25 protein-coding genes are annotated in these 26,575 nt (G+C 61.2%); 14 read left to right on the forward strand and 11 right to left on the reverse strand.

Features of this window, described 5'->3' with window-relative positions:
* Window positions 1-45: 45 nt before the first annotated feature.
* Window positions 46-669 (reverse strand): ABC transporter ATP-binding protein, encoded by a 624-nt coding sequence (locus M0D67_RS10595; protein ID WP_266238777.1) that lies wholly within the window; start codon window positions 667-669, stop codon window positions 46-48.
* A gap of 261 nt (window positions 670-930) precedes the next feature.
* Here M0D67_RS10595 and M0D67_RS10600 point away from each other — a divergent pair, with 261 nt between their 5' ends.
* The gene (locus tag M0D67_RS10600; RefSeq protein ID WP_266238778.1) at window positions 931-2,241 is read left to right on the forward strand and encodes an MFS transporter; all 1,311 of its coding nucleotides are present in this window, start codon (window positions 931-933) and stop codon (window positions 2,239-2,241) included.
* Here M0D67_RS10600 and M0D67_RS10605 read toward each other — a convergent pair.
* The gene (locus tag M0D67_RS10605; RefSeq protein WP_266238779.1) at window positions 2,238-3,293 is read right to left on the reverse strand and encodes an AraC family transcriptional regulator; all 1,056 of its coding nucleotides are present in this window, start codon (window positions 3,291-3,293) and stop codon (window positions 2,238-2,240) included. The two genes, M0D67_RS10600 and M0D67_RS10605, sit on opposite strands and share 4 nt — an antisense overlap.
* Before the next feature lie 291 nt (window positions 3,294-3,584).
* Between M0D67_RS10605 and M0D67_RS10610 the strand changes: the two genes are divergently transcribed.
* A complete protein-coding gene (locus M0D67_RS10610) occupies window positions 3,585-3,869 on the forward strand; it encodes a hypothetical protein (protein WP_154566857.1) in 285 nt (94 codons plus the stop codon).
* Between the two features lie 576 nt (window positions 3,870-4,445).
* The gene (locus M0D67_RS10615; RefSeq protein WP_266238780.1) at window positions 4,446-6,350 is read left to right on the forward strand and encodes an AAA family ATPase; all 1,905 of its coding nucleotides are present in this window, start codon (window positions 4,446-4,448) and stop codon (window positions 6,348-6,350) included.
* 40 nt (window positions 6,351-6,390) lie between these two features.
* Here M0D67_RS10615 and M0D67_RS10620 read toward each other — a convergent pair whose 3' ends face one another.
* The 3 genes from M0D67_RS10620 to M0D67_RS10630 all read right to left on the reverse strand — a co-directional run bounded on the left by M0D67_RS10620 (window position 6,391) and on the right by M0D67_RS10630 (window position 8,810).
* Window positions 6,391-6,564, reverse strand: coding sequence for a hypothetical protein (locus M0D67_RS10620; RefSeq protein ID WP_154566859.1), 174 nt, complete (start codon window positions 6,562-6,564; stop codon window positions 6,391-6,393).
* A 76-nt stretch (window positions 6,565-6,640) separates the two neighbouring features.
* Complete coding sequence (locus M0D67_RS10625) at window positions 6,641-7,435, reverse strand: sulfite exporter TauE/SafE family protein (protein WP_171926452.1); 795 nt, start codon at window positions 7,433-7,435, stop codon at window positions 6,641-6,643.
* A gap of 190 nt (window positions 7,436-7,625) precedes the next feature.
* Window positions 7,626-8,810, reverse strand: coding sequence for an acyltransferase (locus M0D67_RS10630; RefSeq protein ID WP_266238781.1), 1,185 nt, complete (start codon window positions 8,808-8,810; stop codon window positions 7,626-7,628).
* Between the two features lie 398 nt (window positions 8,811-9,208).
* Between M0D67_RS10630 and M0D67_RS10635 the strand changes: the two genes are divergently transcribed.
* The 4 genes from M0D67_RS10635 (at window position 9,209) to M0D67_RS10650 (ending at window position 13,870) form a co-directional block, all read left to right on the forward strand.
* Window positions 9,209-10,315, forward strand: coding sequence for an OpgC domain-containing protein (locus M0D67_RS10635; protein ID WP_266238811.1), 1,107 nt, complete (start codon window positions 9,209-9,211; stop codon window positions 10,313-10,315).
* Between the two features lie 134 nt (window positions 10,316-10,449).
* Window positions 10,450-11,994, forward strand: coding sequence for a tannase/feruloyl esterase family alpha/beta hydrolase (locus tag M0D67_RS10640; RefSeq protein ID WP_266238812.1), 1,545 nt, complete (start codon window positions 10,450-10,452; stop codon window positions 11,992-11,994).
* A 191-nt stretch (window positions 11,995-12,185) separates the two neighbouring features.
* Window positions 12,186-13,112, forward strand: coding sequence for an ABC transporter ATP-binding protein (locus M0D67_RS10645; RefSeq protein ID WP_154563547.1), 927 nt, complete (start codon window positions 12,186-12,188; stop codon window positions 13,110-13,112).
* Window positions 13,109-13,870, forward strand: a complete 762-nt coding sequence (locus M0D67_RS10650; protein ID WP_093633049.1) for an ABC transporter permease — start codon at window positions 13,109-13,111, stop codon at window positions 13,868-13,870. The genes M0D67_RS10645 and M0D67_RS10650 overlap by 4 nt, the downstream gene beginning before the upstream one ends.
* Before the next feature lie 72 nt (window positions 13,871-13,942).
* Here M0D67_RS10650 and M0D67_RS10655 read toward each other — a convergent pair whose 3' ends face one another.
* Window positions 13,943-14,944 (reverse strand): LuxR family transcriptional regulator, encoded by a 1,002-nt coding sequence (locus tag M0D67_RS10655; RefSeq protein WP_154563549.1) that lies wholly within the window; start codon window positions 14,942-14,944, stop codon window positions 13,943-13,945.
* Window positions 14,945-15,128: 184 nt separating this feature from the next.
* Between M0D67_RS10655 and M0D67_RS10660 the strand changes: the two genes are divergently transcribed.
* Together M0D67_RS10660 and M0D67_RS10665 are read left to right on the forward strand one after the other, a co-directional pair.
* Complete coding sequence (locus M0D67_RS10660) at window positions 15,129-16,040, forward strand: helix-turn-helix domain-containing protein (protein ID WP_154563552.1); 912 nt, start codon at window positions 15,129-15,131, stop codon at window positions 16,038-16,040.
* 606 nt (window positions 16,041-16,646) lie between these two features.
* Window positions 16,647-17,072: a DUF3830 family protein gene (locus M0D67_RS10665; RefSeq protein ID WP_154563554.1), complete on the forward strand. Its 426-nt coding sequence runs from the start codon at window positions 16,647-16,649 to the stop codon at window positions 17,070-17,072.
* 129 nt (window positions 17,073-17,201) lie between these two features.
* Here the strand turns inward: M0D67_RS10665 and M0D67_RS10670 are convergent, their stop codons facing one another.
* From M0D67_RS10670 to shiA, 3 genes are all read right to left on the reverse strand, one after another.
* On the reverse strand, window positions 17,202-17,330 hold the full coding sequence (locus M0D67_RS10670; RefSeq protein WP_093633004.1) for an oxalate:formate antiporter: 129 nt from the start codon (window positions 17,328-17,330) through the stop codon (window positions 17,202-17,204).
* A gap of 10 nt (window positions 17,331-17,340) precedes the next feature.
* Window positions 17,341-18,744 (reverse strand): OFA family MFS transporter, encoded by a 1,404-nt coding sequence (locus M0D67_RS10675; RefSeq protein ID WP_266238782.1) that lies wholly within the window; start codon window positions 18,742-18,744, stop codon window positions 17,341-17,343.
* 351 nt (window positions 18,745-19,095) lie between these two features.
* Window positions 19,096-20,424 carry a shikimate transporter gene (gene shiA / locus M0D67_RS10680; RefSeq protein WP_266238783.1) on the reverse strand — a complete coding sequence of 443 codons (1,329 nt, stop codon included), beginning with the start codon at window positions 20,422-20,424 and terminating at the stop codon, window positions 19,096-19,098.
* A gap of 366 nt (window positions 20,425-20,790) precedes the next feature.
* On the opposite strand from shiA, the gene M0D67_RS10685 reads away from it, so the two are divergent.
* From M0D67_RS10685 to M0D67_RS10705, 5 genes are all read left to right on the forward strand, one after another.
* A complete protein-coding gene (locus M0D67_RS10685; RefSeq protein WP_154563560.1) occupies window positions 20,791-21,027 on the forward strand; it encodes a hypothetical protein in 237 nt (78 codons plus the stop codon).
* Window positions 21,005-21,724 carry a GntR family transcriptional regulator gene (locus tag M0D67_RS10690; RefSeq protein WP_266238784.1) on the forward strand — a complete coding sequence of 240 codons (720 nt, stop codon included), beginning with the start codon at window positions 21,005-21,007 and terminating at the stop codon, window positions 21,722-21,724. The genes M0D67_RS10685 and M0D67_RS10690 overlap by 23 nt, the downstream gene beginning before the upstream one ends.
* 441 nt (window positions 21,725-22,165) lie before the next feature.
* On the forward strand, window positions 22,166-23,413 hold the full coding sequence (frc, locus tag M0D67_RS10695; RefSeq protein ID WP_154563565.1) for a formyl-CoA transferase: 1,248 nt from the start codon (window positions 22,166-22,168) through the stop codon (window positions 23,411-23,413).
* Between the two features lie 18 nt (window positions 23,414-23,431).
* Window positions 23,432-24,217, forward strand: a complete 786-nt coding sequence (locus M0D67_RS10700) for a fumarylacetoacetate hydrolase family protein (protein WP_266238785.1) — start codon at window positions 23,432-23,434, stop codon at window positions 24,215-24,217.
* The gene (locus M0D67_RS10705) at window positions 24,214-24,861 is read left to right on the forward strand and encodes an NAD(P)(+) transhydrogenase (Re/Si-specific) subunit beta (protein WP_266238786.1); all 648 of its coding nucleotides are present in this window, start codon (window positions 24,214-24,216) and stop codon (window positions 24,859-24,861) included. Before M0D67_RS10700 ends, M0D67_RS10705 begins: the two co-directional genes overlap by 4 nt.
* A gap of 59 nt (window positions 24,862-24,920) precedes the next feature.
* Here M0D67_RS10705 and M0D67_RS10710 read toward each other — a convergent pair whose 3' ends face one another.
* A complete protein-coding gene (locus M0D67_RS10710; protein ID WP_266238787.1) occupies window positions 24,921-25,226 on the reverse strand; it encodes a hypothetical protein in 306 nt (101 codons plus the stop codon).
* A 96-nt stretch (window positions 25,227-25,322) separates the two neighbouring features.
* Window positions 25,323-26,270 carry a LysR family transcriptional regulator gene (locus M0D67_RS10715; protein WP_154563573.1) on the reverse strand — a complete coding sequence of 316 codons (948 nt, stop codon included), beginning with the start codon at window positions 26,268-26,270 and terminating at the stop codon, window positions 25,323-25,325.
* Between the last annotated feature and the right edge of the window lie 305 nt (window positions 26,271-26,575).

Below are 26,575 nucleotides of genomic sequence, written 5' to 3' on the forward strand. Positions count from 1 at the left end.
TTGACGGTACGGCGCGTTGACTCGCCAACAACGTGCGGAAATCGCCTAGCCGCGCATACCCAGGTCCGCAAAACCGACGGTTCTCGCCTCGCATGCTTGCGTAAAAGCCGTGTCGTAGCTCGAGAAAAAGACCGTGCGGGTTTCGGCCAGCGTTTTAAACAGATCGACCAGGACCCCGCGCGCCGAGGCGTCGAGTCCGCCGACCGGTTCATCCGCGATCACGACTTTGGTCTCGCCGAGTACGGCCGCGGTCAGGAAGAATTTCTTGCGCGTGCCAAACGACATCTGCTCGAAGCGCTTGTCGAGATGCGGATCGAGCCCGAAGCGATGGGCAAGGTCGAGCGTGTGACTGTCGACCGTTGTCTTTCTCTCCGACGCCACACGCGCCAGATACTCACGACCGGTCTGCTCCGGATACGTCATGCAGTCTTCGGGCACGTACGTGAGTACGGATTTGGCTTCGCGCGGCGCGGTGCGCAGCGAATGACCGCCGAGCCACACTTCGCCGGCGTCGGGCTCGATCGTGCCGGCGAGGATGCCCAGCAACGTCGACTTGCCGCTGCCGGATTCATCGTTGAGCGCCACGCATCCTGCAGCCGTGTCGCAATGCAGCCCCTGAAAGATGATGCGTTCGCTATAGCGTTTGCTGAGGTTTTCGAATCGAAGCATGACGTGCGGAGTGTGTCAGCCGAAGAATGTGCCTGACGACGGCAGCGAGGATTCTTCGGGAAGTTAGCGGTTCGCAAGTGTAGCAGTGCGGTCAGATGCTTTCGCTGCATCCGACAATGACACCACCCGCTGACGAGGTAAGCGAAGGGACATCTGCGCGCGCAGTGTAAAGTTGCGTCTTTTTGCGCCGTTAAAAAAGGCTTCGCCGCCATTCTGTCCACCTCCTGAACACCTCGACGCTTCCCACGTCGACCGCAATCCATGCAAACTGCTGCCCGCAAAGCGGCCCAACCGTCCCGCGCCGAACTCAGGCGTATCGTCACGGCAATTGTTATCGGCAACGGCTTCGTGGCGTACGACTTCACCGTCTACAGCTTTTCCGCAGTCATCATCGGTAACCTGTTCTTTCCATCGAGCAATTCCGCGTCGTCGCTGCTGCTCTCGCTCGCCACCTTCGGCGCGGGCTTCGTGATGCGCCCGCTCGGCGCGATCATGATCGGCCACATTGCCGATAGCCGTGGCCGCAAAGCCGGCCTCACGGTATCGCTCACGCTGATGACCCTTGGCACGTGGCTGATCGCGTGCCTGCCGGGCTATGCGTCGATCGGTCCGGCCGCGGCGGTATTGATGGTGCTCGCGCGCCTGATGCAGGGGCTCGCCGCTGGAGGTGAGATCGGGCCGGCGTCGGCTTCGCTGATGGAATCGGTTGCCTACCGGCACCGGTGTTTCATGGTGAGCTGGCGCGGCGCGAGCCAGGGCGCGGCCGCCTTCGCCGCCGCGCTGGTCGGGGCGTGCACGACGGCGCTGCTGTCGCCGGCCGCCATGCATGACTGGGGATGGCGCATTCCGTTCGTGCTGGGCGGGCTGATCGGACCGGTCGGCTGGTACCTGCGTCGCCGCATGCCGGTAGCCGCGCCGCTGCCGCGTACGCGGCTCAGTCCGAGGCGCATGGTCACGGAATATCCGCGTCCCTTCGTCTGCGGCCTTCTGATGATGGCGGCGCCGTCGGTGGGCATCTACCTCACCGTTTTCTATATGCCGGCCTACCTGGTTCACACGCTGCATCGGCCGGCGGCAATCAGCCTCTTGACCGCCTGCCTGTCGGGCCTCGTGATCATGGTGGTGACGCCGCTCGTGGCGCGCGCGGCCGACCGTTTCGTGAGCCGCAAGACGTTGCAGTACGCGGCACTCGTAGCGTCGCTGGCGGCCGCGTGGCCGGCATTCCGGGCGCTGACCCACGGCGTGGGCGACGTCGCCGCGCTCGTCATCATCACGGGGTACGTCGCGCTTGCGGTCAACAATGCCGGCCCGAGTTCCGTGCTGATGATGGAGGCGTTTCCGGCGCATCGGCGCGCGGCGGGACTTGCGATGATTTACAGTTTCGGCGTCGTCCTGTTCGGCGGATTTTCGCCGTTCCTCGTGACGTGGCTGATCAGCCGGACTGGCGATCCGATGGTTCCAGCGTGGTATCTGATGGCCGCGACCCTGCTTACGCTTGCTGCGTTAAGGGCATTTCCCGAGGCAGAGGCGCCGGATGCGCGCCTTGCCGGTGCTTCGCAGCCGCCGGCTTAAACGCTCCCCCAGCGCTCCTTTGCGCCGCGGTGCTGCAGGTCCAAGGCGCGCGCCCGCATGTCCTGCGGGCTCATGTCGAAGGCACGGCGAAACGCGCGAGTGAAATCGGACGCGCTCTGAAAGCCGAGTCCATAGGCGATTTCCGTCACCTGAAGATGGGGGAAACGAACCAGTTCGTCCGCCGCTTCCCGCAAGCGGCGATTGCGGATGTAGGCGCCGAGCCCGCCGTCGTGCTCGAACCAGCGATAGATGGTGGCGCGTTTCAGTTGTAACGCCTGAACCACGCTGGTCGGTGTGAGGTCGCCCTGGTGCAGGTTGGCTTCGACGTAGCGCCGCACCTGTCCCATCACGGCGGCCTGCATCGCCGCCCGGCTCGCGCCGGTCAGTCGCGTCTCCTTGCGGAAGGCGGCGATCAGCAGTTGGGCGCCGGCATGTAATGCCTCCGCCGCGCTGGCCGGGTCGAGCGTAGGGATTTCCCGGGCGACTGCCGTCAGATGGTCCAGCGCGAGACCGGTCAGCGGCGCACCCTGCTGGACGACGCGGCCGTGAATCGCTGTGGCGTCGCGCAGTTCCTCATCCACGATCGCAGCGGGTACGAACAGGCTCAGAAGCCGGCATTCGGGCCGCTCGGCCCGAAACGGCTGATTCAGGTCGAACGCGACGATACCCTGCACCGAGCCCTGCTCGCTGCGTTTCTTGCGCATGCCCGTCACGTGGCCGACCTCGCCTTCCACGAACAGTTGAAAGGCGTAATCGCGCCGCGAGTCCGTGGAAACCCGCGCGACCGATCGTTCCAGCAACATCGCGTCCGTGCTGCAGTCCGTAAACACCATACCGCCGACCGCATAAAGATCGATCTCACCGCGAAATCCTTTGGCGACCTGCTCCTTCGACGGTGGCACGTCCACCACATGTCCCACGCGCTGGCGCCAGGCCAGAAATTGTTCGTCGGCTGTGAGCGCGTGCGTGCTGAAGCTGCTCGTAGAAATGGCGGAGCGCGATTCGGCTGCGGCGGCAGCAGCCAGGTGCGGCGGTAAGGTGCGCTGGTTCATGGATCGGTTGCTGCGAACGAGGCGTGTGGTTCTGGCGAGTAGCCGCGGTAACCAGATATTTAACACGCCGTCGTCGAATATTGAGACGGATGGTAAAGCCTAACAAAAAACCTGCGGTATCGTCGGATGATTAGATGCAGATCGGTTTCATCGACGGCGCCGCCAATCCGTTTATAACAGGCCCCGCGCTGGAAAACGCAAAGCACGCAGAAAGCGCGCCGATTGGCATTTGCGGCGCAATGGGTGCGAGGCCCAGGCTTTGCAGGCGGCCAATTTACGGGGTATCGAAAGATGAGCGGCACGAACAGGCAACCGACCGCCCAGCGCGGCGGGCGGCGTCCGTCCAGTCTGGTGGATAGCCAACTGGAGCATCTTGAGAACATGGTTCAGTACGTCACACGCGGCGACGCGGTTGGCGTGCTGGTCCCGCTAGACCATGAGTACTGGGAAAAGCGCATTCGCGCGCTGGAAGAGACTCACGAGTTGATTGCCAGCCAGCGCAAACGTGTCATCAAGCTTCTCGACCGTCTCGGGAGTGAAGCGCAGACGAAGCTGAGGCGGCGCACCGCTGCCTGAGTCCGGATTTGCAGAAGGGAAAGGTTGCGAGGATCGGGGGTAGTTGCAGGAGAGAAGATCGGTGCCACAAGGTACCGGCAATAAAAAAGAAGGACCTGAGAGTGCGGTAATGAGGCGGACGGGCCCACAGAGGTTCGCCGCTCAGTTGTGAAACCGTTGGGTGTCTTGCCCATCGGACGTTTGGGGGTGCTTTAACAGAGACCTCCGGACTTGGCCGAGCAACCGGCTGGGGATCGCCACGAAAGTGTCGTCCTCGCCGGGCGCTCGCTCGGCTCACCCCTGCGTCAAACCCAACACCTGCCTAGATAGCCGCCAGCCTGTCTGGATGGGCACCTTTAATATTCCGCGATTTACTGCGACATTGACCGCTTTTTAATAGGGCGCGGTTACTTTCAGGTATGCAGAATACGCAGTGAATATAGCGCTGATAAACTGTGCGCCGGAACAACAGGTCGTCGCTTTCAAGGCGCGATCGCTCCCCCAAATTCGACGATACGAATCGCCGGACTACCCACCGATACCACCTGTATTTGACCCGTATTGGGGCCCCCTTTGGCCCGTTTTTGGAAGTGACTCATGAAGCCGGGAAAGAACTCGTTTGGGAAAAGACGCGCACGCAAGATCGCCATTGGGGTCAGTGCTGTATTCATCGCGGCATTGCTCGCACTGAGCGGCTGGCTTTACCAGCAGCGCGACGCGCAGACAACCCCGGCGCTTACCGGCATCGCGAATCAGATGCGTCACGATCCCTCGGTATGGACGCATGAAGAGAAAGACGCATCGCAAATGCTGCGTGATATTCATGACGTCAACGTGGCCGCGATCGGCGTGAGCCCCAACGCGATTCTCGTGTCGAAGCGCGACGGCGCGAAATACTTCGTCACCGACCATAACGCGACGTTCTCGCACGCACTGCTGCTCGGTGAACCCAAAGCTGGCCAGGCCGCGTCCTACCAGCTCGTCTGGCTGCCCGACGCCGACATTCGCACCGGCGCGTCGCGCTGGGTGCCGGTGTTCAATCAGGTGCGCGACGCGATCAGTTTGCTGTTGCCGCTGTTGCTGATCGGCGGCATGGTGTGGTTCATGCGACGCGAGATGAGAGGCGGCGCGTCGCTTCTCAGCAAGGCGCCTACGCTGCGTTTCGACGACGTGATCGGCGCGTGTGAAGCGAAGGCGGCGCTAGCGGACATCCGCGGCTATCTGTCCGATCCGAAGCAGTTCACGTCGATGGGTGTGCGCGCACCGTGCGGCATTCTGATGGTCGGCGGCCCCGGCGTCGGCAAGACGCGGCTTGCCCAAGCGCTCGCCGGCGAATGCGGCGCGAACTTCATTTCGATCACTGGCAGCTACTTCAGTGCGAAGTACTACGGTGTCGGTATCCAGAAGGTCAAACACCTGTTCGAACTCGCGCGCAAGAATGCCCCCACGGTCATCTTCATCGACGAAGCCGACGGCCTCGCCAAGCGCACGGATACCGGCGGCGGTCCCGTCGAAGCCGAGAGCAATCGCATCATCAACCAGTTGCTGGCGGAAATGGATGGCTTCGCTTCGAATGAAGGCGTCATCATCGTCGCGGCCACGAACCATCCCGACAATCTGGACGAGGCGTTGCGCCGGCCGGGCCGTTTCGATCGCACGGTGCAGGTTCGTTTGCCCGATCGCGAAGACCGCGCGAAAATTTTCCGTTTCTATGCGGAGAAACTGAAGTCGAAGGCTGCAGACATCGACTACGACCAACTCGCTCGCCTGACCACTGGCCTCTCTCCGGCAACGGTCGCGATGGTCGTGAATCAGGCGGGACTGGTCGCGCGCAAAGCCGGCGAGACGGAAATCGCCGCGAAGCATTTCATGGAAGCGATCAAGATTGCGCGCATCGGCGACGTGAGCGGCGCCGAGCGGGCACTGAGCGAGGACGAACGCACGCGTATCGCGGTGCACGAAGCGGGGCACGGTCTCGTCGCCGCGCTGCTCGGCACCGGTGTGCTGGAAGAGGTCACGATCTTGCCGCGTGGCGGCGCATTGGGTGTGGCGCTCATCACCAAGGCGCAAGACAAGCACCTGTACCGCGAGACCGAGATCCGCAACGAGATTCAGGTCCTGCTCGGCGGTCGCAACGCCGAAATTCTCACGTTCTCCGAAGCGTCGAGCGGCGCCGCGTCGGATCTGCAGGAAGCGTCGCGCATCAGTCTCGACATGGTGTCGAAGTTCGGCTTCAACCGCGATGGCGATCTGTTCAGTCTCGCGGCGCTGCCGTCGCAGTACGCGGGCCTGCAAATGAAGAGCGCCATCGAGCACGCCAACGTGCTGCTTAAGGAGTTGAACGAGTTGTGCTATGGGTTGCTGCACGCTTATGAGCCCGTGCTGCGCGCCATTGCCGATGAACTGCTCGAGCGGGAGACGGTCCCGGGAGAAGCGGTTTACCGCCTGATCAAGGAGCACAAGAGCGCGCTGAAGATCGTGCACGAGCCGGCTGCCGCTTGATCCGCGCTTGTTCCGTTTTGCCGCCACGAGAGCGGGAACGTCATTTCTTAGGTGGTGGCGTGTCGCCCTTTTGCGGCAGAGGCTGATCGAGACCCGGTTCGACCGGGGTAGGGATGGCGTCGCCAATAGGCTTGGAGACCTCGGTAGGCGGGCTGCCGGGGTCTTCATCCGGCTTGTTTTCGTGCTCGTTCGGGGGATTGGGCATGTTGGCCACGATGGCTCTCCGGTGGATTGCTATGAGCAATGAGTAGCAATGCGCGTTCCACGGCTGGCCCGCACAGCCCACACCCCTACAAAACCCCGGATTTCCAGACCATTTGCGCAGCGGCTGCCAGAACGAACACCAGAACCAGAACGCGAAACGCCCCCGGCGGCAATCTGTCTCTAAGCGGCCGTACCAACAGTATTCCCGCGATCACCGGCACACTCGCGCACACCGAAATGACCAGATCGCTCCAGCTGGCATGCGCACCGCCGCTAAACGTGGCAACCAGCGTGATGATCGACACCACCAGAATAATTGCGATCTGCTTCGTAAAGACTTTTCCCGTGGCGCCCGTGGCGATCAGATACATCGCCAGCAAAGGCCCGGGCACCGAAGCGATGCTCTCCATCACCGCCGCCCCGAATCCCAGTACGAAGCCCGCCGGTTTCGCCCATCTCGGCGACAGCGTGAGCCGCGGCGAAAGCAACAGGAGCAGCGCAGCAACGATCAGTAATACGCCAGCAGCAGCCTGCGCGCGATGGGGCGCAAGCGAAATCAGTACGCTCACGCCGACGATGTTGCCGATCACCGTACCGATCAAGGGCGCGGCAATGCGCCGGACCGTCGGCAGCATGTCGCCGCCTTCCAGTGCCTGTGGAATATTGCCGAGAATGATCGGCATCGACAGTAGTAGAACGGCCTCCTTGATCGGCATGAACTGGCTGAGAATCGGCATCGCTACCAGCGGCACGCCGATACTCACCACGCCCTTGACCATTCCGCCCAGCAATAGCGCCGCAACAATGCCGAGCAGCGCGTAAAGGCTGAGCGTCTGCAGGCTCGCGCCAAGCACGCCGTTGGCGAAACTGAAATGAAACATCGTTGAAGTCCGCGAGCCCACCGCGCGGACCAGATGGACCGGAGTTCGCGCGGGCAGTGGCTTGTTTTTATCGTTCGCCTGTTCAGTGCCTGCGTGTCGCGCAAGGGTCGAAGCAGCCGGCTAAGTGAGGCCTGATGATACCGCGCCCTTACTCATGTCGCATGAAAGCAGAACGTAATGGATGAGTCCTTCAGGCGGCATCTGAAGCGGTGCTTTTATCTCTCAACGCACGCCCATTGCGAGCGGTAAAAGTGGCGGGCGTTTGCGTAGCCATTGGCGTCGTGGTGTCCAACGGCGCACGCCGTGTTTTCAAGCGAAGAATCGGTGCTTCGATCAAGTGCCAGGACAACACGGCCATCGTCAGCGAAATCAGGAACGACGCGACAATCCCGGCAACATGCGCCCACAGCGGCACGGCACCGCCGAAGAACGCCGTGGCGTGGTGGTTGCGGGTCAGGTCCGGAATCAGATTGTGATAGAGATAAAAGCCGTAGCTGATGCGCCCGAAGTTCACCAGCCAGCCGGTTTCGAGCAGGCCGATCACCGCCGCGTTGCGGCAGCACGCAATCGAACACACCAGTGCCGCGATGCAGAGGCCATACAAGCCACTGACCGTCGTGAAGGCAAGCGAACTGCCCGACTGACTCCACGTGGGCTCAGTCGTACAAAAGCCCACAAGGCCAACGCTCAACACGAACAGCGTCATGCCATGTCCGAGCACGACTCGCAAGCGGCTCTCTTTTCCGGCGATCATCAAGCCGCCAATCCCGCCCAATGCCAGCAGCCAGAAGTTGGTCAGCGGATGCGTATAAATCGTGATGTCCTGCCACTGTGCCGCACGCATCGCCAGTAGCGAAACCAGTCCAACCGCGACGATCGCAAGGCACACCGCGCGATGCCGCCGCGCCGCAACCAGCAGCAATAACGGCGCAAACACAAGATAGAACTGCTCCTCGATCGCGAGACTCCAGAGATGCGAGTAACGCCCCGGCCAGTAATGCAGCACCGAGCCGATCCAGAAGTTCGACAGATAGGCGAAATGAAACGGCATGCCACTCGCGAGCTCCGGGCTCGCCATCCCGAGCGCCATTAGCACGCACATCACCACCAGCATCAGGTAGTAAATCGGAAAAATGCGCAACGTGCGGCGAAACAGAAAGCGCTTCAATTCCACTCCGAACCGGCTCCCGTTTGTTTCGATGCGCGCGCGTTGTGCGGACAGAATACCGATGATCAGAAAGCCGCTTAGCGCGAAGAATATCCACACACCAAGATGGCCAATTTCGCCGATGTCGCCGAATAAACGGTGCTGAAAAAAGACCATAAGGACTGCGATCGCGCGCAATCCGTCGAAGCCTGTAATTCTGTTGTTCATGTGGTTATCTTCCAATGCGAAGGCGGTGCGCAAGGCGCTGCCGTTCAGGGCGAGACTACGATGAAAAAAAGCGAAAAAAATCGCGCACCGCAATCAGTGATTTTTTTCAGTGACCTTTACCGATCGTGTTTGTGCTGGATGGTTTGAAAGTCGCAAAACTTGCTGCAAGACTTTCCGCTAACCATGGCATGACAACTCAGTATTACTGCATGCCGACATCTGATTTTCAGATTGCTGGCACTCCGAATGCATTTAGAGGGCGGTTGTCAGCGCATGTCGAGTTGGCGCACGGTTTCGCTGGGAACGTTTTATTCTCATGGAGTTCCTACATGGAACTCCCTGTGTATGACCGCTTTTCACGGCGCATTGCACGCACGCGCCATCTTGCGAGAACCAGAATGGACACCCGCCGCGGACGCTCGATCGAAGTGGATTTCTTCCGCGGCGTCGTGTTGATCGTCATCGTGCTGGACCACATTCCCGGTAGCGCGCTGTCGCATCTGATGTTGCACACCTATGCCCTGTGTGACTCGGCGGAAGTGTTTGTGTTCCTTGGCGGCTATGCGTCGGCGGCAGCGTTTACAGCGGTACTCGCGGGCCGTGGCGAAGGTGCGGCGAAGATGCGTTTCGTCAGGCGCTGCTGGGAGATCTATCGCGCCTATCTATTGACGGCCGTATTGACGCTGCTGTCCGGCGCCGTCCTCGCGCTATTGCATCTGAACCAGCCGATGGTCGACCTGACCGGCTGGCAACCGTTCGTGGTTCAGCCGCTGCGCGAAGCGTTCGATATTGCCGTGCTGCGGCGCCAGCCGTATTTGTCGAGCGTACTGCCCATGTACGTGATCTTTGCGCTATTCGTACCATTCGTGGTGCCGTTGGCGCGCCGGTCTTCGCTCGCGGCGCTGGGCCTGAGCGTGACGATCTGGGCGCTTGCCCGGCCGCTGGCCGCGCTATTCAGCATTGACGACGTGGCCGACTGGGCTTTTAATCCGTTTGCATGGCAACTGATGTTCGTGCTCGGCATTCTGTGCCGGGTGCAGCCCGTCAGCGAGCGCTTTCACGCCACCCGCACGGCGCACTGGTTTACACGTGCCGCGGTGGTCGCGGTGCTGGCGTTCGCCATTGTTAAACTCTTTGTGCTGACGCAGCCGCTGCCCGGCGTGAATAAACAGAACCTTTCCGTGGAACGCGTGATCAACTTTCTCGTCATCGCCTGGCTCGCCGCGCAGTTCGTGCGCACGGGCAGCATCGCGTGGCTCGCACAGCGGTTGCCGGCCGTGGTGACGGTCGGCCGTACCGGGCTCGTGTGTTTTGTCGGCGGCACGCTGGTGTCGTTGATCGTCGATACGGCAACGCCGCATACGTTCCACGGCTTTCGCGGCACGCTGATCGGACTCGGCGGCGATCTGGTCGCCATCGGCGCGGTGCTGATGATCGCGCGCGGCTGGAACGACTGGAGAGGGCCGCGCTCGCGCGCGGCTGTCAACGGCGCGGGTTACGGATGAGGGCGCAGGTGCGCCATGTCCGCCATAGGCTTTCTAAGGGGCATTCACGCACGGCCGTCACGGTGGCCGGCGCCGTGCTATGCCTGACGAACGCCTCACAGGCATTCGCCGCGCCCAAGGACGCGCCGCTCGACATGCGTTGCGCGGAATTCGCGGGCGCGGTGTTGCCCCCCGAACTGATCGCTTTGCCCACGGCTGGCGCGCAGATCGAAAGTGCGGCGATGGTCGCGGCCACGGCGCCCGGCAATCAGCAAGGCGGCGAATATTGCCGTATCACCGGGCGCATCAAGGCGCTCAAGGCCAGCACGCCTGATATTCGCTTCGACCTGAATCTGCCGCGCCGCTGGAACGGCCGCGCGCTGCAGATCGGCGGCGGGGGTTATAACGGCGTGGTGGTGAGCGGTACGGGCGTGATGCCGTTCTCTCCGGATCGCGCACCGCTCGCGCAAGGCTATGCAACCTTCGGCGACGACTCGGGGCATGTGGGCGATTCGTCGCTCGCGGTCTTCGGCCTCGTGGATGAAGCGGTGACGAATTTCGGCTACGCGCATCTGAAGAAAACGCACGACGCCGCGCTCGCGCTGATTGCACGCGCTTATGGCCGGCCACCTCAACGGATGTATTTCGCCGGCGGCTCGACGGGCGGCCGCGAAGGCTACACGGTGATGCAGCGCTATCCGGACGACTACGACGGCGTGATCGCCAATTCGCCCGCGCTCAATTTTTCCGGCGTGCGTTTGATGGGCGTGAAGCTCGGTCAGGCGGAATACGCGACGCCCGGCGGTTTCATTCCACCGCTATTGCTCGAGCATGTGTATCAACGCACGCTCGCGGTGTGTGACCGGCTCGATGGCGCCGCGGACGGCATCGTCAGCGACGTCGAGGGATGCAAGGAACACGAGGCGGAAATCATCGCCTCGTTGCGCTGCGCCGGACGAGCCCCCTCGCATGACGAGTGCCTCACCGACACACAGCTCTCCACCTTGCTGGTGATGCGCGATGGCCTGTCGTTGCCCTACAAGCTGGCGTGGAATGTTAGCGGCTATAGCGGCTACAACGTCTTTCAGGGCACGCATCTGACCGGCATGCTCGGCCTGGGGCATCAAGCCGGGCGCTTGCCCGTGCCGACCTTCTTCGCCAACGGCTACCTGTTCGCGCAGGGCGACGGCTACATCCGCTACTTCGTGGCCCGCGATGCGGAGTTCGACTCGCTCAGGTTCGACCCGCTTCATCCCGGCAAATATCGCGGCCAGCTCATCGCGCTCTCACAGACGATCGGTGCGATGAACACCGACCTGGCCCGCTACATCGCGAAGGGCGGCAAGCTCATCACACTGCAAGGCCTCGCCGACGAAGTCATCAGCCCGAACCAGACGATCGCCTACTACGACGCGCTGATCGATCGATTCGGCATCGACCAGGTCGATGCGTTCATGCGGCTCTACATGGTGCCGGGTTTCCAGCATGGCAGCGGGGTGTTCATCCCCTCGGTGGATCTGCTGGGTGCGCTCGACAATTGGGTGACGCGTGGCGTATCGCCCGAAACGTTGACCGCTACGGATATCGCGGCCGCGACCAACGGGCGCTCGCGTCCGTTGTGCCGTTACCCGCTGTTTCCCCGCTATAGCGGCAAGGGCAATGTGAATCTCGCCAGCAGTTTCGCGTGCGCCGAACCGTGACGGGGTGCGGCCTGTCGGACAAGAACCCCGGCCGGCCCTGAAAGGCTGACACGCTCGCCGGCGGTATCCGTTCCTCCGAAATCTCGCGGTTGCGCTGCACGCTTTCCCACTTTCAATTACATTGCGGGTGCGGCGGCGTATTCGTCCCGCCCCCTTTTAATCCAATACCGGTGTCTGCCATCGTCGAATCCATGCAGCCTATCGTCTCGGTCACGAATCTGTCGAAAACCTATGCCACGGGTTTTCATGCACTAAAAAACATCAATCTGGCGATCAATCGCGGAGAAATCTTCGCCTTGCTTGGCCCCAACGGGGCGGGCAAGACCACCCTCATCAGCATCATTTGCGGCATTGTCAACGCGAGCGTTGGCAGCGTGATGGTGGACGGCCGTGACATCGCGACGGACTATCGCGGCGCACGCTCGCTGATCGGCCTCGTGCCGCAGGAACTCACCACCGACTCGTTCGAAACCGTCTGGGCGACCGTCTCGTTCAGCCGCGGGCTGTTCGGCAAGCCGAAAAATCCCGCTTACATCGAAAAGATCCTGCGCGATCTGTCGCTGTGGGAAAAACGCGATAACAAGATCATTACGCTGTCGGGCGGCATGAAGCGTCGCGTGCTGATTGCGAAGGCGCTCTCGCACGAACCGCGCGTGCTGTTTCTCGACGAACCCACGGCCGGTGTCGATGTCGAGTTGCGCCGCGATATGTGGAAGCTGGTGCGCTCGCTCACCGCAAGCGGTGTGACGATCATTCTCACCACGCACTATATCGACGAAGCCGAGGAAATGGCTGACCGCATCGGCGTGATCAATGCGGGCGAAATCATGCTGGTGGAAGAGAAGACGGAATTGATGCGCAAACTCGGCAAGAAGCAGTTGACGCTGCAACTGGAAAGTTCGCTCGACGAGGTGCCGTCGGCGCTGGCCGGATATGGGCTGGATGTCGCCAAAGGTGGCAATGAGTTGATCTACACGTATGAGGGCGACGGCGGGCGTACCGACATCATCGCGCTGCTCAAAGCGCTCGACGATGCCGGCATCCGCTTCAAGGATCTGCATACGACGCAAAGTTCGCTCGAAGACATCTTCGTCAGTCTGCTCCGAGGTAACTCATGAACATCTACGCAATTCGCGCGATCTATAAGTTCGAGATGGCGCGCACCTGGCGCACGCTGATGCAGAGCATCATCGCACCGGTGATCTCGACTTCGCTTTACTTCGTCGTGTTCGGCGCGGCCATCGGCTCGCGTATCAAGGAAGTGGATGGCATCAGTTACGGCGCGTTCATCGTGCCGGGTCTGATCATGCTTTCGCTGCTGTCGCAAAGCATTTCGAATGCGTCGTTCGGGATTTACTTTCCGCGCTTTACCGGCACGATCTACGAGTTGCTGTCGGCGCCGGTGTCGTATCTCGAGATCGTGGTGAGCTATGTGGGCGCGGCGGCCACCAAATCGATTCTGCTCGGCTTGATCATTCTGGCTACTGCCGGCCTGTTCGTGCCGCTGCAGGTGCAGCATCCGTTCTGGATGATTCTGTTTCTGGTGTTGACTGCGGTGACGTTCAGTCTGCTCGGTTTCATTATCGGCATCTGGGCGGATAGCTTCGAGAAGCTGCAACTCGTGCCGCTTCTGATCATCACGCCGCTTACGTTCCTCGGCGGCAGTTTCTATGCGGTCAATATGTTGCCGCCGTTCTGGAAGGTCGTGACGCTGTTCAATCCGATCGTTTATCTGGTCAGCGGTTTTCGCTGGAGCTTCTATGGTCTCGCCGATGTGGATGTCGGTGTCAGCCTCGGGATGACCGCGTTGTTTCTGGCGGTGTTTCTGGTGATCGTTGCCTGGATCTTCAAGACCGGGTACCGGCTCAAGAGCTGACAGCGCTCACGACTCAAGCGCATGCGGCCGGCTCGACATGCGCGCCGGCCGCAGTGCCCTTTCATCCCTCTCTTACGTCACATACCCCTGCGCCACATTGATCAACTGCACGCGATTGCGCACGTTGAACAACTGCCGCAAGCGCCGCAAATGGTAGTCGACGTTATGCGGCGACAGCCCGAGGAAGTAGGCGATTTCCTTGTCGCGCTGTCCCTGCACAACCGCCTTCAGTACTGCATGCTGCAATTCGCTCAACGCGACGCGCTGCTGCTGCTCGGGTGCGATCCCGATCACGCTTTTCGCGTGCGTCCAGATGAATTCATGGATCGTGTGCGCGAACATCAGCGTTTCGGCCACGATCGATTCCGTCATCCAGCGCGGGTTGCCGATCTCCGAGTTGAAGCACAAGCTCGCACTCAGCTCCGGCTCGGGCAGCGGCATCTGCGTGAGAATCCCGCTTTTGCGGCCGTTGGCCTCCAGCATGTCGATCAGCCCGCCGAGCCGCTCGCTGCGCATCTGCGCGCGCGGCAGATCGGCGCGCATGTCGGCGGTGTTCCAGAGGAACGGCATGCCGGTCGGCGACGCCAGCGCGACGCGCGGATCGAGCTCGAAATAACGCTCGCGGAAATAGCGCGTGAGCCATGTCTGCGACTCGTAGCTGGTCAGCACGAACATCGACTTGTGATGCGCGGTGGTGCGCGTGGCCGAATAGCTGAATGAGTCGAAGCCGAGTTGTTTGATGCGCCGCCGCACGAATTCGATGCGGTCCTGCGCACTGCCAAAACGCACCAGCGGACTGATGACGGGCGCTGCACGTCGTGCGGCGGGCGAGGGTGTGCCGATCTCCTCTTCGGTGAAGAGCGTCAGGAAGCCGGTGGGCGATATGCCTGACGCCATGCGGGTTGATGTCCTGGATGCTTCAGCCGCGTGGGCTGTTTTCTCGAGTTGCCGCGTGCCGGCCGGGTAAGCCGGTTGTGCGGTAACCGCTGAGTTGTATGCCGCCGACACGTGGCTGGCTTCGCCTTGCGGCGAACCGGTCAGCCAATGCGGCAACGTATCGCATTCGTGTTCCATGAAACGGTAGCTCCGGCGTTCGAAACGCGTGAAAGACGACAACCTGGATGATTAACTATTTCCAAATATTACGGTAGCCGGTTCCTTGCTATCATTTTTGAGATCTTGCGCTGACCTCTAACCGGCGACTCGGGTGTGGCAGGGTTTGCTCATGTGCATATATGACCTCCCAGAAAGTGACGTGATGGCAAAAATTCCAAAGCTGACAACGACGCTTGCCTACGACCGCTATATGGCGGGCCAGAAACTGGTGTCGAGCGTGGATCGCCCATGGCGGCACCTGGTGCTGCGCTCGTATCTCGAACCCGACGAGCAGGAACTGCTGGAGGCGCCCGGCCTGCAGGACGTCACGCTGATGACGCTCGGCAGCGGCGCCGAACACCTCGAGCGCAACCTCGACGGACGCTGGGAGAGCGCCGACCTGCGTGTGGGCGCCGTCTGGTTCGTGCCGCCCGTGCCGATCTCGTGGCGCTGGCGTTCGATCAGCGATGAGCCGCTGTCGACCGTTCATTTGCACCTGGAGCGCAGCCTGATCGACAGCGTCGCCGACCAGATGGAGCTGGACGGTTCACGCGAGCTGTCGCTGGGCGACGCAATGCAGTTTCACGATCCACTGATCGCCGAGATGCTTGGCGCATTGCATCGCGCCGCGGGCGATCCCGCCGACTCGCGGCTGTATGTCGATGCGCTGGCCCACGCGCTCGCCGCTCATCTGTTGCAACATTACTCGCGCGGCCGTGACGCCGAGGCCGGCCTGCCGCCGCATCCCGAGCGGCTGGTGCCACGCCGCATCCGCCGTGTAACCGATTACATTCGTGCCAATCTTGCCGCCGATCTGGCCATCAGCGAACTGGCCGCGCAGGCCGGGTTAAGCAGCTTTCACTTTGCGCGTGTGTTCCGTCGCGAGACCGGTGAAACACCCCATCAGTTCGTCACGCGCTTGCGTCTCGAGGAAGCCGCGAGGCTGCTGCGCGCCACCGATCAGCCGGTGTTGCAAATCGCGCTTGCGGTTGGTTTCGAGAATGCCAGTCATTTCTCCGTGCAGTTCAAGCGTGGCTACGGCGTAACGCCGCTTGCCTACCGGCTGCGCGGCTGAGCGTCAGGTTGCGCGGCTGGATCGTGCGGGCGGCTCGCCACGATGCGATGCCCGAGCGGCATGCCGACGGTTGACGGCACGCGGGATTCGTCGGTCGCGACACGCTATGCTGCTGTGTAGCGCGGGAACGCCTAGTCGCCGCGTGGCACCGTGTATCGAGGCCGGTCGCGGTGGGTTGTCGAGGGCAAGGTTTGATGAAGCGCCGAAAACGGCAATCACGCACTTTTCGCAGTTTGCTGCGCATTGCGCGGCTTGCAAACTACGAAGTTTCGTGGCGCGATTGAGGATGGACCTGGCATGGATGCACCTCGGTGCTGTTCCGGCCAATTTCGAAGCCGTTGGGTTCCATGCGCGGTGAAGGAAAGAACCGCGTGCAACCATTGTGCCTGCTGGTTTGTGGTCGCCGACGGTGGGGCGCAATGAGCGCGCGGCAGCCTGCGCGATGTGTGGCCGTCGCTGCCACCGGACTAACTGGCCTGACCAGTTGTACGGCAACTGTATCTGTCGAAGCCTTGCACCGGCCGACAGAATGTTGTGCCGACGGCTTGGCCCGAGCCGGCGTCTGACCGACCTCTCCACTCAACCCTTCACACCGGATATCTAGCGATGACCCGACTCCGAATCACCTCCTGCGGCCATGTCTTTACCGCCGAAACGCATCCCGACGCGCCGCAAACGGTGGCCGCCTTTCTGAAGCTTCTGCCGTACCGTCAGAAGATCATTCACGTGCGCTGGAGCGGCGAGGGCTGCTGGGTGCCGCTCGGCGACTTCAAACTCGAAAACGACGGTGTGGCAGTCGGCTTCGAAAATCACACGAGCCATCCGTCGGTGGGCGACATCCTGTTCTATCCGGGCGGCTACAGCGAAACGGAGATCATTCTTGCATATGGCTCGTGCTGCTTCGCAAGCAAGCTGGGTCAGCTCGCGGGCAATCACTTTCTGACCATCGTCGAAGGCAAGGAAAAGCTGCGCGAACTCGGCACCAAGGTGTTGTGGGAAGGTGCGCAAGACGTGCTGTTCGAGAAGATCTGAAGCGGCGGCGGTGCGGGGTACCCGCAGTAGCCGGAGGCGGAGGGTAGGAGAACGCGCGCAACTTGCGCGCGCGTCGAAAAGCTTTGCTGGCACCTCGCACATTGCATCGTGCGGGGTGCCGTTCAACACTTACTTGAACAGCTTCATCGCTTGCGAGAGCGTATTGAACACGCCCCATGCCAGCGGCAGTGTCACATACAGCCAGAAGACGGCGAGCTTGACCTTGTTGGTCGGATGAACGGCTTGAACGGTCGACATGCGAGTCTCCTTAGGCGCCTTTGGCGAGTTGTGCGTCAGTCATGTGATGCTTGTCGTCGACACGCTTGACCAGCAGGTTGCAGACGAAACCGATCACCAGCAGCACCACCATGATGTGGATCGTCATCGTGTAGGCGTCCGCCTTTGCCACGCCGTGCGCCACTTCATACGCACGGATGTAATTCACCAGCACCGGACCGGCGACACCCGCCGCGGCCCAGGCAGTCAGCAGACGGCCGTGAATGCCACCGACGAACGCCGTGCCGAACATGTCCGCGAGATACGCGGGCACTGTTGCGAAGCCGCCGCCGTACATCGACAGGATCACGCAGTAGGCAAGCACGAACAGGGCGATCTGGCCGGAAGCCGCGAAGCCGGGCACGAGGTAGTACAGCACGGCGCCGAGCGCGAAGAAGATGAAGTAGGTGTTCTTGCGGCCGATCCAGTCCGAAGCCGAGGCCCACACGAAACGGCCGCCCATGTTGAACAGCGAGAGCAGGCCGACGAAACCAGCCGCTGCGGCAGCCGTCACGGTGTCCTTGAAGCTCTCCTGAATCATCACCGACGCCTGGCCGAGAATGCCGATGCCGGCCGTCACGTTCAGGAACAGCACCAGCCAGATCAGATAGAACTGCGGCGTCTTCAACGCCTGATCGATGTGCACGTGGTTACGCGAAATCATCTTCTTCTGGCTGGTCGCGGGCGGCGTCCAGCCGGCCGGCTTCCAGTCCGCCGGCGGCACGCGAATCGCGAGTGCGCCGATCGACATCGAGATGAAGTACGCAATGCCGAGCACGACGAAGGTCTCCGCCACGCCGATGCTGGTCGCGCTGCGGAAGTGGTTCATCAATGCTACCGACAACGGCGCGGCAATCATCGCGCCGCCGCCGAAGCCCATGATCGCCATACCGGTCGCCATGCCGCGACGGTCCGGGAACCAGCGGATCAATGTCGACACCGGCGACACGTAACCGAGGCCGAGTCCGATCCCGCCGATCACGCCGTAGCCGAGATAGAGCAGCGCGATCTGATGCAGGTGCACGCCGAGCGCGGAGACGAGGAAGCCGCCGCCGAAGCAGCACGCAGCGGTGAACATCGTGCGGCGCGGGCCGACATGCTCGAGCCACTTGCCGGCAAACGCCGCTGACAAACCCAGGAACACGATCGCCAGCGAAAAGATCCAGCCGAGCGAGGTCAGCGACCAGTCGTCAGCGGCGGATTGCGTGATGCCGATGACTTTCGTCAGCGGACCGTTGAACACGGAGAAGGCGTACGCCTGACCGATACACAGGTGAACGGCGAGCGCTGCGGGCGGAACCATCCAGCGCGAAAACCCCGGCTTCGCAACGGTGGCCTGTTTGGAAAAGAATGGGGTAGAGCCTGAATTCCCGCTCGGCTCGGTGATACTGCTCATGGTCGGTCTCCGGTGTGACGAATGCTTTGTTATCGGCGTTTCATACGCGTTGCTTTAGCGTCGCGACGTAAAAATTGCTGATTCATGTGGCCTCGATATATGTATTTTTATTTCATATGACGGGCGCTAAATTCAGACAAAACTTGTTCCGTCGAACGATAGGGCGCGAACCTGGCGTTTGCAATATGAGATGCAAATGCATAAGGCATTAGCCTGATGAAATGCGACCGTAATCTGTCGAATTGCGGCAGTGCGGCACGAACACCAGAAATCCAGCATTCATTCAAAAGCCAACGGGCCGGCCGTGGCACCTTTGCCACGCCGGCCCGTCGCAATCCTCATCGGCAGGAATCAGGCGACCGTGCGCCCCGTCTTCATCTTCGCCGCCACCAGTACCGAGATCAGACAGCCGATCGCCAGGTACGCCGCCACCGGATGCCAGGAGCCGCCGGCAAAGCTGACCAGCGCCACTGCGATAAACGGCGTGAAGCCGCCGCCGACCACGCTCGCCACCTGATAACCGACGCCCGCGCCGCTATAGCGGTACTCGGTGCCGAACAGTTCGGTGAACATCGGCTGCTGCACGCTCACGACCATGTCGTGGGCGACGTTGGCGAGCATGACGGCGAAGATCACGATCCACACCGTCGAGCGGGCTTCGAGCGCGAGGAAGAACGGCACCGCGCTGAACATGCCGACCAGCGCGCCGATGATGTACACGCGCCGGCGGCCGAAGCGGTCCGCCAGCCACGCGAAGCACGGAATCGTCACGCAGCTCACCGCGCCGACCAGCAGACCGATCGAGAGGAAGAACTCACGCGGCATGTGCAGATTCGCCGTCGAGTAGTTCAGTGCGAACGCGGTCACGATATACATCGTGAACAACTCGGCAAGGCGCAGCGCGATGATCAGCAGGAAAGCCTTGGGGTGTTTCAGCAGGGCCTCGACGATCGGCAGCCGCACGCTGCGTTCACCCCGTTCGCCGACCTTCTCGACGAACTCCTTCGATTCTTCCATGCTCGAGCGGATCCACAGCGCGATCAGCACCAGCACCACACTGAACAGGAAAGGCAGGCGCCAGCCCCAGCTCAGGAACGACGCGTTGTCCATCGAGCGGCTGATGATCGCGACCAATCCGGTCGCGAGCACCAGACCCACGCCATAGCCGACCTGCACGCCGCTGCTGTAGAACGCCTTCTTCTTCTCCGGCGCGCTTTCGACCGCCATCAAGGCCGCGCCACCCCATTCGCCGCCGACCGCGAAGCCCTGGATCGCGCGCAACGTGACGAGCAGCACCGGCGCCCACCAGCCGATGCTGGAGAAAGCCGGCAGCAGACCGATTGCCGCGGTGGAGAGGCCCATCATCATCACCGTGAGGACCAGCATGCGCTTGCGTCCAAGCCGGTCGCCGTAGTGGCCGAACACGAAACCGCCGAGCGGCCGGAACAGAAAGCCGACGCCGAAGGTCGCGAATGCGGCGAGCGTGCCCATCGCCGGGCTGACCTTCGGGAAGAACTCGGCGTTGAAAACGAGCGCGGCGACGATGCCATACAGCAGAAAGTCGTACCAGTCGACTACGGCGCCGACAAAGCTGCCGAGCGCCGCTTTGCGTGCCTGGCTGCGCGCCGGGCGGTTGTCGGTGATGGCCGTTTTCGGCGCGCTCGGGATAGTGGTACTCATGACGGTGTCTCCTTCGAATTCTTGGGTGCTGTCTGGAAGCGCGCGGCAGATGCAGGGCAGGGGACGCTGCGGCCCATCACAGGATTCCCCGAAGGTTAATGATGCGAAGCGGTTCCCACAATCCGCATTCGGGTGAAATTGCGCGATCATCGAACGCGACTGCGCGCATAGCGCGCGTTTTGCGCGTTTACACCGAGCGTTGTGTGTTGAGACAAGCAGAGGAACCGCCCGCGGGTTGCCCGTGCTACCTTGAGCATACAATCCTAAAAACAACAGTCGCTGATATACTACATACGGAATATTGATTTTTGCGGCGCTGCAGCATATGATTGAGTCATCTATTCACTCAATCATTCGGAGTTACAAATGGAATTCGTTCCTCTCTCGCTGCTCGCCGTTGGTTTTGTAGGTTTGGGCTCTGCCGCCACCGTTCTGCTGACCCGGTGGATCCCGCAGCCGGTTGCGCAACTTGCAGCGCAACATGGCCGGTTCGTCGGCCTGGGCGAGCAGGATGGCAGAATGGCCGCAGTGGCGCCCGCAGTGGTGCCGTATCGTGCGCATGTTCAACAAGAGGCGATGAATGTCGTCAGAACTTCAAACTGAAGCAGTGGCCACACCCCTGACGTTGTCGTTGCAGCCGATCGGCGCGAGCGTGAGCTTGCGCGATCAGGCGTATGCCATGCTGCGCCAGGCCATTGCCGACGCGGATATCTACCGGACTCACGAAGAAATCCGCCTCGACGAGCGCGTGTTGAGCGAATCGCTGGGCGTGAGCCGCACGCCGGTGCGCGAGGCGATGACGCTGCTCGAACAGGAAGGTTTTCTGCGCATGGTGCCGCGGCGCGGCATCTACATCGTGCGCAAGAGCAAGCGTGAAATCGTCGAAATGATCCAGATGTGGGCCGCGCTCGAAAGCATGGCGGCGCGTCTTGCCACGCTGCACGCCACGGACGAGGAAATCGCCCGCCTGCGCCACATGTTCGACAATTTCCGCGACGCCACGCCGGCCGAGCACATCGCCGAGTATTCCGACGCCAACATCGCGTTCCATCAGGCGATCGTCGAGCTGTCGAAGTCGCAGATCATTCTCGACACGATCAAGAACATCTTCATCCACGTGCGGGCGATTCGCCGCATGACCATTTCGCAAAGCGACCGCGCGTCGCGTTCGATCGTTGACCACCTGCGCATTATTGAGGCACTGGAGCAGCGCGATACCGAACTGGCCGAGCGTCTTACACGCCAGCATTCGCTCGATCTGGCGACGTTCGTGGAAGCGAATTGCGATTTTCTGGATTGATGGCGGCTTAGGCGCCTGATTGGCGCAACGAATGGCAAAAGGCCCGCAGTGATCACGTCACTGCGGGCCTTTTGCTTTTCCGCTCCATTTATTTCCTTCCTGGTCACCGCCTTGCAGTGGGGTTAAGCCCGGCTTGACGGTCTATGAAATATGGTATGTGATATATCAAAGGCGATCGAGACAAGCAGCACACCTCGGTGTTTTCCCTCGAATCGAGCAGGCCGGAGCTGCGTTATCTCGCTGCAACGCAAGCCAGGCAGGCGTTCAGGGCAGAAATCCCGAAGCAGTCGCATTTTGAGATCGCGCTTGATTGAATCTGATATATCACATACCGTATGTACCGAGTCTAACCAGACATCCGCGCGAGCGGACGTTATCGAAGCGGGCGCGTCGGTCGATAACCGTTGCACACAACTGACTGATCAGGACAGGAGACTTGACATGAGCAAAGCACTCGACGGCGTGCGCATTCTCGATTTCACGCATGTGCAATCGGGCCCGACCTGCACGCAGTTGCTCGCGTGGTTCGGCGCGGACGTGATCAAGGTGGAGCGGGCCGGCGCCGGCGACATCACGCGCGAGCAACTACGGGACATTCCCGACGTGGACAGCTTGTACTTCACGATGCTCAATCACAACAAGCGCTCGGTCACGATCGATACCAAGAACCCGGAAGGCAAGCTGGTGCTCGAGGCGCTGATCCAGAAGTGCGACGTGCTGGTGGAGAATTTCGCACCGGGCGCACTGGACCGGATGGGCTTCACGTGGGAGCGGATTCAGGAGTTGAACCCGCGCATGATCGTGGCTTCGGTGAAGGGTTTCGGCCCGGGTCCTTACGAGGACTGCAAGGTCTACGAGAACGTTGCGCAATGCGCGGGCGGCGCGGCCTCGACCACCGGTTTCGACGATGGTCCGCCGGTGGTGAGCGGCGCGCAGATCGGCGACAGCGGCACGGGTTTGCATCTGGCGCTCGGCATTGTCACGGCGCTGTATCAGCGCACGCTAACCGGGCGCGGTCAGAAGGTGCTCGCCGCGATGCAGGACGGCGTGCTCAATCTGTGCCGCGTGAAGCTGCGCGACCAGCAGCGGCTCGAACGCACCGGCACGATGAAAGAGTATCCGCAATATCCGAACGGGACGTTCGGTGAAGCGGTGCCGCGCGCGGGGAATGCTTCGGGCGGCGGTCAACCGGGCTGGATCCTGAAGTGCAAGGGCTGGGAGACGGATCCGAATGCGTATATCTACTTCATCACGCAGGCGCCGGTGTGGGCGAAGATCTGCAACGTGATCGGCAAGGAAGAATGGGCCACTGATCCAAACTACGCGACGCCTGCCGCGCGCTTGCCGCATCTGAAGGATATCTTTGCCGAGATCGAGCGGTGGACCATGACCAAGACCAAGTTCGAGGCCATGCAGATCCTCAACAAATACGACATTCCCTGCGGGCCGATTCTCTCGATGAAGGAAATCGCCGAAGAGCCGTCGCTGCGCAAGACCGGCACGATTGTCGAAGTGGATCATCCAACCCGCGGCAAGTATCTGACGGTTGGCAATCCTATCAAACTGTCGGACAGCCCGACCGAAGTCAAGCGCTCGCCGCTGCTGGGCGAGCATACCGACGAGGTGATGACCGAACTCGGCTACTCGCCCGAACAGATCAGCGCATTGCGGACCGCCGGCGCGATTTGAGAACTCAAGGAGCGATGTATGGATACGTGGATGCGTTTCATGTCGAGCGACGGTGGTGTCGTGTTCGGCAGGGTGGAAGGCGGTTATCTGCACGAGTACGAAAGTCTCGATCAACCGGTGCCGACCGGCGCAGTGTTGTCGACACGTGCGCTCACGCCGCTCGCGCCTTGTGCGCCCGGCAAGATCGTCGCGTTGTGGAATAACTTTCACGCGCTTGCGGCGAAGCTCGACAAGCCTGTGCCGGCGCATCCGCTATTTCTGTTAAAGCCGGCGGGGTCGGTGATCGGTTCGGGTGAACCGATCCGTCGGCCGCTCAGTTACGCGGGCAAGATCGTCTACGAAGGCGAACTCGGCATCGTGATTGGCCGGCGCTGCCGCGACGCGAGTATCGAAGAGGCTGCGGAATCGATCTTCGGCTACACGCTGGTCAACGACGTGACCGCCGCCGATCTGCTGAATGAGAGCCCGCACTTCCCGCAATGGTGCCGGGCGAAGGGCTTCGATACGTTCTGCTGTATCGGACCCTCGATCGTCTCCGGTTTCGACTGGCATGCGGCACGTCTTGTCACGATGCTCGACGGAGTGGAGCGGCAGAACTATCCGCTTGCGGATATGGTGTTTTCGCCTGCCGAGCAGGTGAGTCTGATTTCACAGGACTTGACGCTCGAACCGGGTGATGTGATTGCGTGCGGCACGTCGGTCGGCGTTGGCTCGATCAAGGACGGCGCGACCGTGACGGTCTCAATCGAAGGGATCGGCACATTGAGCAATACCTTGACCGCTGTGTGTGAGATAGCGCTATGACGCGACGGCCGCGGCTCGTTGCGTTGCTTGGCAGTGGCACGGGGCTCGCCGTCATGGTGGGCGGGTTTGCGTGCTACCTGTCGGCGGCGGCGCAGGCGAATGTCGAGCGTATCGAGCTCTGCGCCGCGGTCTTCATCGGTGCGCTGGTGTTCGCCACCTCCGCCATCGCATTCTGCAAACTGCGTGGCGTGCTGGACCTGAGTAAAGTCGCGCGTCCGGGGCATGGCATCGTCAACGTCTCGGCGCTTCTACTGTGTGGTTGGCTCGGCTACGGCTTCGTCACGGAGCAGGCGCAGCCGTACGGGCTCGCCGCGCTGCTTGCGATGAGCGTGCTGGCCGTTGCGCTCGGTACGCATCTGATGACAAGCCGCGAGTACTCGACGAACGATCGCGATTCACACTGCCATGCGTTTGCCGGACGTTGCGATGGATTTGCGCTGGAGCGGCGCGGGTTGTTGGCGCGCATCGAATGGCATGGCGGCGAAGAGCAGGCGTGGGCGCTGCGCGAGATAACGCCCGGCACGGTGCGCGCGGCAGCATACCGGCACCGTCGCGGCTGGCATGACACTGGGACGGTGAGCGTACAAAAACGCGGGTCTGTCCGCCAACGCGCCACTCACCGCTCAATGTGCCGTCAAAGATGAATACACCGATGCGTCGGGCGGCGAGCAGAGCGAACGGCGGAATCGTCCCGCCGAAGCCCTTATTCGCCGGTCGCCGCGAATTCGCTGTAGTACCAGGCTTTCTTGCTCAGGATCATCTGGGCAAGAAACTCGGCGTCGTACGCGCTGTGAAGATGCGCGTGAAACCGCTCGATGTAGGCGGTGATGCGCGCTGCTTCGCTGTTGAATTCCTTCAGCACATCGAGTGTGGCCTGGTCCCAGCGGAACCGCAGGCCAAGGTCGCTGAAGGCGGCGTTGAACGCGCTCAGATGGGCGTCGTCCGGATTGTTCGCGGTGGCGCGTGCAGTACGTGTGCTGGCGTGAGACTCAACCGCAGCGTGGTTCATGATCGGCCTCCTGGGCTGACAAGTAAGGAAACTCACTTGCAGCATAGGGATACTGACCAATCCGCAATAGTTAAAGTTTCATTGGCTTTCCATAGCCTACTGTTTATAGACGCTCAATTCCTTCACGCGCGTGATCTTCTCGATGAGACCTGCGCCTTCCTCCATCAGGAAGCGTTTGAAGGCGACTGCAACCGGTGGCAGGCGCTTGTTCTTCCGATGTACGACGTACCAGTTGAGCATGACAGGAAAGCTCTCGACGTCGAGCACGACCAGATGGCCGAGCTGCAACTCGAGACTGATCGTATGCGCGGACAGGAACGCGATGCCCATGCCGGCGATCACGGCCTGTTTGATCGTCTCGGTGCTCTTGATCTCCATCGCGATCTTGAGATTGGAGAGACGGCCGGCGAAGCCTTCTTCCATCGAATTCCAGGTGTCCGAGCCGCGTTCGCGCACGATGAAGGCCTCGCTCGCCAACTGACTCATCTTGATGTTGCGTTTGTGCGCGAGCGGATGCGTGGGCGCCGCCACGATCACATAAGGGTGCGGCGCGAACGGTTCGTTGGTCGCGTCGGTTTCGTGCGGCGGCCGCACCATCACCGCGAGATCGGTCTGGTTGGTCGCGAGTTGATGCAACAGTTCTGCGCGATTGTGCACGGCGAGATTGAGCACGACGCCCGCGTAACGCTGCGTGAATTCGGCCAGCAGGCGCGGGAAAAAGTAGTCGCCGGCGCTGATCACCGCGACGTTCAGCTTGCCGCCGGAGACGCCCTTGAGCTGACTCATCGCCTCGTCGACTTCGTGGAACTGCTGAATGATCGCGCGGCTGTAGTGAAGCATCTCGGTGCCGGCCGGCGTCAGATAGATTTTTTTGCCGAGCTGCTCGAACAGCGGCAGCCCTGCGTGTTCCTCGAGTTGCCGGACCTGGGTGGAGACGGCGGGCTGCGTCAGATGCAATTCTTCCGCGGCACGCGAGAAGCTGAGGTGGCGCGCTACCGTTTCAAAGACCTTCAATTGCCGCAGAGTGGCATTGCGCATCGTCATGGCCGATGTATAAGCAAATATGAATCGACATAATAACAAACTTTAATTATTAGTTATTCAGCAATGACCCTAGCATGGGGCTGCATAAGAAGCAGAATTGGCGGTGCAGCACTCGGCGCAGTACTCGGGTTAACGCTTGGATTCGAGGCGTAGCAAGGAAGACGGCGAAACGTCGATGCAGTGCCGATACTTAATTGATCGGAATAAAGAAATCGTCTGAAAAACGATGATTCAGGCAGGAACAGGCCTTAAAGAATTCGAATTAAAGACGTAAATATTAAATATTCCCGAATGGCAAGGCTGTT

The sequence above is a fragment of the Paraburkholderia sp. SECH4 genome, from assembly GCF_030511745.1.
Lineage (GTDB): Bacteria > Pseudomonadota > Gammaproteobacteria > Burkholderiales > Burkholderiaceae > Paraburkholderia > Paraburkholderia madseniana.